This is a genomic window from Gymnodinialimonas sp., assembly GCF_059726805.1.
This window is the reverse complement of record NZ_AP041059.1, coordinates 2228024-2237792: the sequence shown is the minus strand read 5'-3', so window position 1 is coordinate 2237792 and position 9769 is coordinate 2228024. Positions and strand designations below refer to the sequence as shown.

Annotated in this window: 10 protein-coding genes and 3 tRNA genes; 2 read left to right on the top strand and 11 right to left on the bottom strand. The window is 62.2% G+C overall.

Annotated elements, in window-relative coordinates; all coding sequences use genetic code 11:
• Positions 1-22: 22 nt before the first annotated feature.
• Both ctrA and sciP read right to left on the bottom strand, forming a co-directional pair.
• Complete coding sequence (gene ctrA / locus AC6I9R_RS10980) at positions 23-742, bottom strand: response regulator transcription factor CtrA (RefSeq protein ID WP_461425611.1); 720 nt, start codon at positions 740-742, stop codon at positions 23-25.
• A gap of 113 nt (positions 743-855) precedes the next feature.
• Positions 856-1131 (bottom strand): CtrA inhibitor SciP, encoded by a 276-nt coding sequence (gene sciP / locus AC6I9R_RS10975; protein ID WP_461425610.1) that lies wholly within the window; start codon positions 1129-1131, stop codon positions 856-858.
• A gap of 148 nt (positions 1132-1279) precedes the next feature.
• Between sciP and mnmA the strand changes: the two genes are divergently transcribed.
• Positions 1280-2422: a tRNA 2-thiouridine(34) synthase MnmA gene (gene mnmA / locus AC6I9R_RS10970; protein WP_461425609.1), complete on the top strand. Its 1143-nt coding sequence runs from the start codon at positions 1280-1282 to the stop codon at positions 2420-2422.
• A gap of 31 nt (positions 2423-2453) precedes the next feature.
• Here mnmA and AC6I9R_RS10965 read toward each other — a convergent pair whose 3' ends face one another.
• Both AC6I9R_RS10965 and AC6I9R_RS10960 read right to left on the bottom strand, forming a co-directional pair.
• On the bottom strand, positions 2454-3128 hold the full coding sequence (locus tag AC6I9R_RS10965; protein WP_461425608.1) for a hypothetical protein: 675 nt from the start codon (positions 3126-3128) through the stop codon (positions 2454-2456).
• Between the two features lie 205 nt (positions 3129-3333).
• Positions 3334-3410 (bottom strand) — tRNA-Asp (locus tag AC6I9R_RS10960).
• 110 nt (positions 3411-3520) lie between these two features.
• Between AC6I9R_RS10960 and AC6I9R_RS10955 the strand changes: the two genes are divergently transcribed.
• Entirely contained in the window at positions 3521-5185 is a 1665-nt protein-coding gene (locus AC6I9R_RS10955; protein WP_497863107.1) for a leucine-rich repeat domain-containing protein, read from the top strand.
• Positions 5186-5268: 83 nt separating this feature from the next.
• Here the strand turns inward: AC6I9R_RS10955 and AC6I9R_RS10950 are convergent.
• The 7 genes from AC6I9R_RS10950 to AC6I9R_RS10920 all read right to left on the bottom strand — a co-directional run bounded on the left by AC6I9R_RS10950 (position 5269) and on the right by AC6I9R_RS10920 (position 9729).
• A tRNA-Asp gene (locus AC6I9R_RS10950) sits at positions 5269-5345 on the bottom strand.
• Positions 5346-5451: 106 nt separating this feature from the next.
• Positions 5452-6438: a DMT family transporter gene (locus tag AC6I9R_RS10945; RefSeq protein ID WP_461425606.1), complete on the bottom strand. Its 987-nt coding sequence runs from the start codon at positions 6436-6438 to the stop codon at positions 5452-5454.
• On the bottom strand, positions 6435-6947 hold the full coding sequence (locus tag AC6I9R_RS10940; RefSeq protein ID WP_461425605.1) for a GNAT family N-acetyltransferase: 513 nt from the start codon (positions 6945-6947) through the stop codon (positions 6435-6437). Before AC6I9R_RS10940 ends, AC6I9R_RS10945 begins: the two co-directional genes overlap by 4 nt.
• A 61-nt stretch (positions 6948-7008) precedes the next feature.
• Positions 7009-7947, bottom strand: a complete 939-nt coding sequence (locus AC6I9R_RS10935; RefSeq protein WP_461425604.1) for a hypothetical protein — start codon at positions 7945-7947, stop codon at positions 7009-7011.
• A 54-nt stretch (positions 7948-8001) separates the two neighbouring features.
• Positions 8002-8937, bottom strand: coding sequence for a pirin family protein (locus AC6I9R_RS10930; RefSeq protein ID WP_461425603.1), 936 nt, complete (start codon positions 8935-8937; stop codon positions 8002-8004).
• A 94-nt stretch (positions 8938-9031) separates the two neighbouring features.
• The gene (locus AC6I9R_RS10925) at positions 9032-9412 is read right to left on the bottom strand and encodes a DUF4870 family protein (RefSeq protein ID WP_461425602.1); all 381 of its coding nucleotides are present in this window, start codon (positions 9410-9412) and stop codon (positions 9032-9034) included.
• A gap of 241 nt (positions 9413-9653) precedes the next feature.
• Positions 9654-9729, bottom strand: a tRNA-Val gene (locus AC6I9R_RS10920).
• Positions 9730-9769: the final 40 nt, after the last annotated feature.

The window sequence follows — 9769 nt, the reverse complement described above, 5'->3', positions numbered from 1 at the left end:
CGGGACGCTGAAACTTGCCCGGCTAGCCGGTTGCGACCATGCCAAGGTCCATGTCGTCGACCGCCGAGACCGGATCGCGCAGGACGTAGCCGCGGCCCCAGACCGTCTCGATATAAGTGTCGCCGCCGGTGGCCTCCGACAGTTTCTTGCGCAGCTTGCAGATGAACACGTCGATGATCTTCAGTTCCGGCTCATCCATGCCGCCGTAAAGATGGTTCAGGAACATCTCCTTCGTCAGCGTCGTGCCCTTGCGCAGCGACAGCAACTCCAGCATCTGGTATTCCTTGCCGGTCAGATGCACGGGCACGCCCGCCACATCCACGGTCTTGGCATCCAAGTTGACCGAGATGCGCCCGGTATTGATGACCGATTGGGCGTGGCCTTTGGAGCGGCGGATGATGGCGTGGATCCGGGCCACGAGTTCTTCCCGGTGGAACGGCTTGGTGAGGTAATCGTCGGCGCCAAAGCCAAAGCCCTTGAGCTTGTTTTCCGGATCGTCGAGGCCCGAGAGGATCAGGATCGGCGTCTCGACCCGGGCAGTGCGCAGATGCCGCAGCACTTCGTGACCGGAGACATCGGGAAGATTGAGGTCCAACAGGATGATGTCGTAGTCGTAGAGCTTCGCGAGATCCATCCCCTCCTCCCCCAGATCGGTTGAGTAGACGTTGAGGTTCGCGTGCTTGAGCATCATTTCAATGCTTCGCGACGTGGTGGGATCGTCTTCGACTAACAGAACGCGCATACGCTTCAACTCCAGGTGGCTCTCATTCGGTATGTCCAGTTTTGGCCCAAATGGTTAACACCAAGTTACCCGCACCCCTAGATTTCGCAAAAACCTCAATTTCTTTTTTATTCTTATTCGCGGAATTGCTGAATTGCCGTTGTTTTCAGGGCTTTTTCCCCGTGGCGTTCCACCGCAGTCCGCCAGGCGTCCAACTCTTCCTCCGACAGCGAATAGGTGCGAATCGCATCTTCCTCGGTCATTAACCCGTGCGAAACGGCCCTGACCACGGCGGCTTTTCGGCTGGCAACCCAGCGTGTCGTCGTCGGTGGGGGCAGGTCAGATCGTGTCATCTTACTGCCGTCGGGCAGTGACACGGTGTGCGGCCCCTGAATTTTCCTGATATACATCTCGGCCTCGTTTCTCCTTCAGTCCCCAGATTGATGGGCCATGAGGTTTAAGATCGGGTAAGCGTCCCTTGCGATAGGATGCCTTTTTCCTATATTTCGCCCTAGACCCCCTATTTCAGGACCAACCCCCTAGTTCAGGACGCACCCAATGGCGCTCGACCGGCCAAATGGCCTCAATTCGTTAGGCTTTCCGAAAGCTCCCGCCGACACGCGGGTAGTTGTCGCCATGTCGGGCGGCGTGGATTCGTCCGCCGTGGCCGCGCAACTGGCGGACGAGGGCTATGATGTCGTGGGCGTGACCCTGCAGCTTTACGACCACGGGGCGGCGCTGGCCAAAAAAGGCGCGTGCTGCGCCGGGCGGGACATTCAGGACGCGGCCCGCGTCGCCGAGACGATGGGCTTTCCCCACTACGTCCTGGATTACGAGAACGTCTTCAAAGACGCCGTCATCGACGAGTTTGCCGACAGCTATCTGGCCGGCGCCACGCCCGTGCCCTGCATCCGCTGCAACGAGCGGGTGAAATTCAAGGACCTGCTGGAGACGGCAAAAGACCTCGACGCCGATTGCATGGCGACGGGCCACTATATTCAACGCAAAATGGGCCTGCATAAGGCAGAACTGCATTCCGCAGCCGATGCCGCGCGCGACCAGTCCTATTTCCTGTTTTCAACCAAGCAGGAGCAGCTCGATTTCCTGCGCTTTCCCCTAGGTCACTTGCAGAGCAAAACCGAAACGCGGGCCTTGGCGGCGAAATACGGATTAAGTGTTGCTGACAAGCACGACAGCCAGGACATCTGTTTTGTCCCCAACGGCAACTATGCGGCCGTGATCGAGAAACTTCGCCCCGGCGCGGCCGATCCCGGAGAGATCGTGGACATCGACGGCAATGTCCTGGCCGAGCATCGCGGCGTGATCCATTACACCATCGGCCAGCGGCGCGGGCTTGGCATCGGCGGGCTCGCCGATCCGTTGTATGTGGTGAAGCTGGACCCCGACACGCGGCAAGTGATCGTTGGCCCGAAAGCGATGCTGTCGACCCGCGCGGTGCCGGTGCGCGAGATCAACTGGCTTGGCGATGCGCCCTTCGACAGCCAGGACGCGTGGGAATTGGACGTCAAAATCCGCTCCACCCGTCCGCAGAGGGCGGCGACGATCCGGCCCATCTCGGCGACGGAAGCGGAGGTGGAGCTGATCGTGGCGGAAGAAGGCGTCAGCCCAGGCCAGGCCTGCGTGTTCTACGCGCCAGAGGGTGGGCGGATCTTCGGCGGGGGCTGGATCCACCGGGGTTGAGCTGGTTGCTCAATGGGGGCAATAGCGGCGGCTACACGCCGCCCCCCATCAGGAAGCTGCGAAATGTCAGGGACTGGTGGCCAAGTGTCAGCGTCATCCGCGCACTCTCGACCTGCACAACGCTGTCGTCCCGACCGCCCGTGGCATCAATCCGGTAGCCCTCCTCGCCATAAATCTGTGGCGGCGCGGGGCGATCCGTGAGGGTCTGGAACAGGGCGCCCAGGCCTTCACGGGTGGCCGCCTCCGCCATGATCTCCACCACCCGCGCGTCATCCCATACGAAACTGCAATAAAGCCGCGCGACGGCGCCCTCGGGCCAGACGGCGGTGTCGTCAAACTGGGGCTGCGCAAAGCGCATCAGCGCAAAGGTCTGCCGCGACGCGAGGCCGTTCGCGGCGATCACGTCGCGGGTTTCAAGGCCGTACCGCGCGCAGGCGAAGATCGCGCCGGGCCGCGGATGCGCGCCGGTGCCGCCGAAAGAGCCGGTGAGGCTCCAGAGAAAAGGATCATTCGGCGCGCGGCTGAGGGGCGTCTCCGCCGCGACGGACAGGGGGACGACCGCGCCCAACTCGCGCAGAACCCCGGTGCGGTCCAGATGCGCATGGGCGGCGATCCCCAGAATGTCAGCCAGCGGAAACCGCAACGGTGCGTCCTGCGCGCATGCAGGCGTGGAGGTGAGAGCGAGGGAAAGAAGTGCTCGGATCATTGCGGGAGAGCCTAGCGCGCGGCGGGCGCGGCGCAATCGTGGAAAACATGCGCGCGAAGCGGCTGGAAAACGGGCTTCCGTGGGCTGAAAGGGCGGAGGTGCCGGAAGCAAGACACGCGTTCTCAATGAGCGTCGATGGCGGAAGCGGAGGATGAGAGACGAACGTCCTCAAGTAGCCCAAAGGGCGGTAGGACAGTAAAAGGAGTGGCGCGGTTGACGGGACTCGAACCCGCGACCCCCGGCGTGACAGGCCGGTACTCTAACCAACTGAGCTACAACCGCGCGTGAGGAGCGAGATAACGACGGGGTGCGGCGCGGTCAAGCGGGAAACTTGCGGTTTGTTTGGGAACTCTCCTCTTGGAGTGGCGACGCAGATGGGGGAGGATGCGAGCATGGGCGAAGGAGCAGGCATGACAGAGGCGGAACAGGCCTTCGCGGCGGCAGAAGCGGAGATCGCTCGGGTGGCAGAAGCGGGAGCGACGATGCTCGATTTGTCGGGAGAGGCGTATCGCGCGCTGGAGGAGGTGCCCGAGGGCATCACCGAGCTGAAAGACCTGCGCCACCTTAAGCTCAACTATACTCAGATTAGGGACCTAGCGCACATATCTGCGCTCAGAGAACTGTTCATGCTTCACCTGGACCACACTAGAGTTCGCGATCTGTCCAATGTAGTAGAATTTGAGAAGCTGAGTTTCTTATCTCTCGATGATACCGAGGTCATTGAATTTAGTGAGATCTCGAAACTAACGCGCTTGGAGTATTTGTATCTTTCCCGCACTCAAGTTGAGGACCTTACCTTCATCGCAAGCCTCAAAATTCTGACCCGCGCCTACTTCAACGGAACTAAGATTTCCAATCTAAATTACTTTGCAGAACTATCGGATTTTTATGACATACAGATCCGTGACACAGCCGTAAGGGACCTGCGCCCACTTCTGTCCTGTCCGGCACTTGCCACCCATGAGCGCCGCGACATGCGTTTTGAGGATACCGAGGCCACTCGGCAAGACCCAGAGCTGGCGCGGTTGGCGGAGATTGAGGGCGATCAAGAGCGAGTGGATAAGACGCTCGCCTATTTGCGGACGTTGCCGGAGTGGCCTGCGCCGTTGCCTTCGAGCGATGTGGATAGTGCGCCCGAAGGCGAGCCGAAGAAACCTCCCCTGACCGCTGAAATCTTGATCGAGTCCCAAGACCTATCTGGTTGGCGCTTTTCCCCCGTTCACGGCGCGATGGAACTATTCGTCCGCGATGTTGCCTTGGAAGAACGGCAAAAGACGTTGGCCATCTTGGTCGCGCAACGCATTGATTTTCTAAAGAATAAGCTTGAGGGGCGCTCAAACAGCGGCGGCCTTCGCCAAGACGTGTTTGAAGAGGCCTCCCGGCTTGGCGAAATCTTGAATGACGATAGCCGCTCCCTGTCGCTGCGGTCCTTGGAAATGTGGGCCAGCTTGATCGCATTAGGAGATCATCTGGACGCAAACGACAAGGGGGCGCTTGCCGGGCGGGATCCATTGGACCTTCTGAACCAAGAAGGCCGCGCTGCCCTTTCGACACTCATTGGTATCGCTGCCAGCCTCGTGCGCTCCTTCCCCGAAGCGCGAGCGCTCGATGATGATCATGGATCGTTCGAGAGGCGTGCCGTGACGGTCGAAATGGTTGCCGAGTTAATCGCTGCCGCGTTGCGAGCAAATTTCGTCGACGAAAAGAGTGCCGCGTTAGTTCAACATGTGGGGCAGATCGCAACCCATCATGGGACCCAGGCCGAAAAGGCGTCGTCGGTGAACCGTGCGGGTGGCAAGAACCTTATTACGGCGGCGGCCCTGTTGATGGCGGCCCCTGCGGGGGTCGTGGCGCAAGGTGCGTTGGCGGATGTTGGAACCGATATCAGTAACAGTTTCAGGATTGGAGAGCATTCGACGGACCTCGTCAAACACGCGATTGATTTTCTGACCGAAGCCAGCGGCGACATTTCAGCCTTCATTGCATCGCTAACTCCCGACGAACGGTCAGTCCTTAACGCCGCCATCGAGGACGCGAAGAAGAACCAGCACAGGTAGGGTTCCCCCGCCTTCAAACGACGCACGGACTGCAGGGCAGTACGCATCCTACCACGCTCAAGTAGCGCAAAAAAGGGTGCAAATGGCGCGGTTGACGGGACTCGAACCCGCGACCCCCGGCGTGACAGGCCGGTACTCTAACCAACTGAGCTACAACCGCGCGTGGGGTGCGGGATAGCGGCGGGGGGCGGTGCGGTCAAGCGGGGCGTGGGGGTGTTTTTGGGGTTTCTTTGGGGCTGTCGTTCTGGTCCCGGCAAAAGGGGCGGTCAGCCGCGGCGGAGGGGGCGTTCGGCGGCGGGGCCTGGGGGCTCTCCGGGGGCGGCGCGGCGGCGCTCGCGGGCGAAGACGTAGAGGCCTGCGCCTGCGATCAGGGCGGTTCCCAGCAGCATGATCCAGCCCGGACGCTCGGCGAAGACAATCCAGCCCAGAACGATGGCCATCGGCAAGGCGGCGTATTCATAGGAGGCGACCGTCGCCGCATTTCCAAGGCGGTAGGCGGCTGACAGGCAGTAGCCGATGATCGCGGCCATGGCGCCCAGAACGGCGAATTTCCAGATGTCCTCGGGCGCGGGCCAGACCCAGGCGCGCAGCAGGAAAACCAGGCTTTCGCTCTCCAACCCTTCCGCGAAGCGCCCGTGGCCCACGGCGAAGAACGACACGGCGGAGACCACGATGAAGGCCAGTTGGATGTAGATCGCCATGGCCGAGGCCGCGGATTTCGCGCCCAGTTTGCGGGTCATCACCTGCATGCCCGCGTAGCAGGCGGCCGACAGGATCGGCAGCAACATTGCGGCGCGGGGGATGTCATTCCAATCGGTGGCGGGCAGCATCATGACGGCGACGCCGGTGAAACCGATCAGAAGCGCGGTGATCCGGTGGCGGCCCACGGGTTCGCCCAGGACCGGAATGGCCAGAAGCGTGATGAAGAGCGGCGCCACGAAAAACAGCGCTGTTGCGAGCCCCAGGGGTAGGACAGAGAGGCCCGCGAAATAGACCATGTTGGCCGCCACGATCAGCGCGGCGCGGATCAGATGCAGGCCGGGTCGGTCGGTTTTGAGGATGCGCCAGCCGCCCTCCAACCAGACAAAGACGCAGGTGCCCAGGATCGCGATGGCCGAGCGGATGAACACCATCTGATGCAACGGATAGCTGCCCGAAAGCAGCTTGATCAGCATGTCGTTGATCGAGATGCAGGCCATGCCCAGAAGGATCAGCGCGATGGCGCGGATCGGCGTGGCCTCTGGCGCGCTCATGATGTGTGCCCGCTGAGGCGGTCGACCAGCTGGCCAGTATCGCGCCAGCCGATGGTGACGGCGGGCACGGTGTAGCCCAGAATGTTATCGTCGAATTCCGCGGATTCCTGCCCGCCCCAGGCGCGATAGATCTTGCGCGCGTCGGTGTTGGCGCTCAGCACCTCCAGGGTCAGGGGGCGGGGGATGGCGAGGACCGCGCAGGCCGACATCAAAGCGCGCCCGATGCCTTGGGCCCGGGCCGGAGGCGCCACATGCAGGTTGTCCAGAAAAGGTCCGCCGTGGGGGCCGTCCTCTTGCAGGGCGGCGAAGCCGAGGAGCGCGTCGTCACGCGCCACGAAGACCCGCTGAGACGCCAGCGCCGAGGGCGCCCAGGGCGTTGCCATATAGGCCGTCAACTGCGTGCCAAGGGCCACGTCGGGCAGGATGCCCACGTAATCCCGACGCCAATTCGCCTCGTGTAGGCGGGCGATGTCGGGCAAGTCATCCAAGTTGGCAGGGCGCAGGTCCATGGGGCGGACGGTGCATCTGCGGCGCGGTGGCGGCAAGCCCGAAATCAGAGTGCCGCGCGCGCTACTCTGGGGCGAGACCCCGCTCTTGCTCAACAGCGGCGATAAGCCTGAGCAGGTCTTGGAAGGCCGCCCTTGGCGTTCCGAGCCCTGTTTCGACAAAAACCTCATAGTAGTAGCCCGGATCCGGGACATGGGTCACCCTTGGTGTGCCGGTGTCATCTTCCCAGTGATCGAAATCCCCCGCCACATCCATAACCAACCGAAGATATCGGTCACGCTCGTCAATCACAGTGAGAAGTTGGTGAATGCCGCCATCGTCGGTCAGCGTATAGAACCGCCCTGGGGTCATGGGTTGAAGCACGAGTTCTGCGTCCAAATCGGGCACATTGATCGCAACTTGCAGAATTTCATCCAGCAGGGACGGCATCACTTCGGCATAGGGCGAGCCATACGCGTGCAAAGACGGCTGGGTCATGTCCGCAGTCAGGGCGTAGTCCAAAAACGTGCCGTCCGCCGCGAACGTGGAATGCACGATCACCGCATCCTGGGCAAAAAGCTGCATGCCGCAGTGGTAGCCGCCGGATGTCGTGCGCGTCCATGCGTCTGACAGGTCGCGGCTGCAGGTGGCCGTGGTGCGGATCAGGCCGTCGAAGCGCCAGGCTTCAATGCTGATCGTGTCGGGCGTGTAGATCACGACGACCCGGCTTTGCAGCCTGTCTTGGTCCGGGCTGCCCGGTTGGGACGCCTCCTCTGCCTGTTGCATTTCGGTCAAAAGGTAGACCGGGGTCTCGCCCGGTGGGGTGACAGTGGCGCAGGATAGCGCGCCGCCAAAGGCCCCGGGCACGACGAAATAGTCAGGCGCCTTGCCGCTTTCGGCCTGTTGCACCTCGTCCAAGGCCGCGTTGCATTGGTCCAGGGTCGTCGCCGTGGCGGGCACAGGGACGAGGGGCAAAAGGCAGAGCGCAATCGCGGTGAGGCGGAGTGTGTGGGGACATGTCATGGGCCCAAGCTGGCACGCAGCCCGGGCCCCTGTCACCGCTGGATTTCCGCTAGCTCAGAGGGGTAGCGGAATATGCTCGTCATTGTCGGTCGGCGGCAGTTGGAAGCGCCCGTGCATCCAATCGCCCTCTCGCCACGCCTCTTTCGCGGCTTCGATCTTGTCCTTCGATGAGGCCACGAAGTTCCACCAGATGTGGCGGGGGCCGTCCATCGTATCGCCGCCCAGGATCATCACCCGCGCACCCTGATCTCCGGCCGTCATGGCGATCTTGTCGCCCGGGCGGAAGACCATCATCTGGCCCTTCTCGAACGTCTGGCCCGCGACGCTCACCGCCCCATCCATCACGTAAGCCCCGCGATCCTCATGGTCCTCGGGCATGGGCAGCTGCGCGCCTGCTTCCAGCAAGGCATCGGCGTAGAACATGTTGGTCGGTGTCGCGACGGGCGATGTCTCGCCGTAGGCATTGCCGAGGATCAGGCGGAGCTGCTTCCCTTCGCCCTCCAGCCGCGGCAGATCGGCCTTGGGCGCATGGACAAAAGCAGGTGCGCCCTCCTCGGCGTGCTCTGGCAAGGCGATCCAGGTCTGGATCCCCGACAGCGTGTAGGGCGCGTTCAACATGTCACCGTCGACCCGTTCCGAATGGGTAATCCCGTGGCCCGCCGTCATCAGGTTAACCGCCCCCGGCTCGATCCATTGATCGGTGCCCAGGCTGTCGCGGTGATGGAATTTCCCCTCGAACAGATAGGTGACGGTCGACAGGCCGATGTGGGGATGCGGGCGGATGTCGATCCCCTGCCCCGTCAGGAACTCTGCCGGACCCATCTGATCAAAGAAGATGAACGGCCCGACCATCTGCCTCTTGGGCGCGGGCAAGGCGCGGCGCACCTCGAAATCGCCCAGGTCGCGGGCGCGCGGCACGATAAGGGTCTTGATGGCATCGACGTCGTTGCCGATGGGGTAATAGGTGTCGAGGATCGGGTTCCAGCTCATCTCAAAGGCTCCTGTTATCTCTCAGCCCTAGCTACACACTGCGCGCCTGCGCGCCTATTCCATGTGGTTGCGCGCTCTCTGTGCTTTTGCGCACCTAAATGGCCTTAAGTCCAAAAGCCTCCACCCCCGAGATCGGCCGATTGGCCTGGGCCAGTTGGAACCCGGTCACCAGACGCACCACCAGCCAGACAATCCAGAACATCCACAGCAAAAAGCCCACAAGAATGAACGCCAGCACGAAGCCGACGATGATCATCAAAAGACCCCACCAGAAGGTTGCGATCTGGAAGTTCAGATGGCTGTCGAGCACAGGATCTTTGCCGCGCTCCACATAGGCGTAGATCAGCCCGGCAAGGGCGGCGAAGGGAATGAAAACACCCGCCCCGTAAAGCGCATAGACGATGATCGCCGGTTGCAACGGCTGCCCATGACCGGGCGCATTGATCGGCGGGGGCGGCGGGGGCTGATCTGACATGGCGGGCTCCGAACGGCTGGGATGGGCGCAGTTTGCTGGCGAAGCCGGGGGCGGGTCAACCGGGGAAAGAAGGGGGGCGGCGGCGGCGATTGCGCCGAGTAGGTGGTGGCGCTGTAATTGTGCGGTAAGTTTGGTGGGTCGTGAGAGGCTCGAATTCCCGACCCAGAGCGCCGCGAAGCGGGCCGCGTAGGTCGGGCCCCGTCATAACTCGAAACGGTATCACACTTGGAACGTCGGGAACTGGTGGGTCGTGAGAGGCTCGAACTCCCGACATCTTCGGTGTAAACGAAGCGCTCTACCAACTGAGCTAACGACCCGCCGGACGCCTGATAGCGCGAGGATATGGGCGCGGGCAAG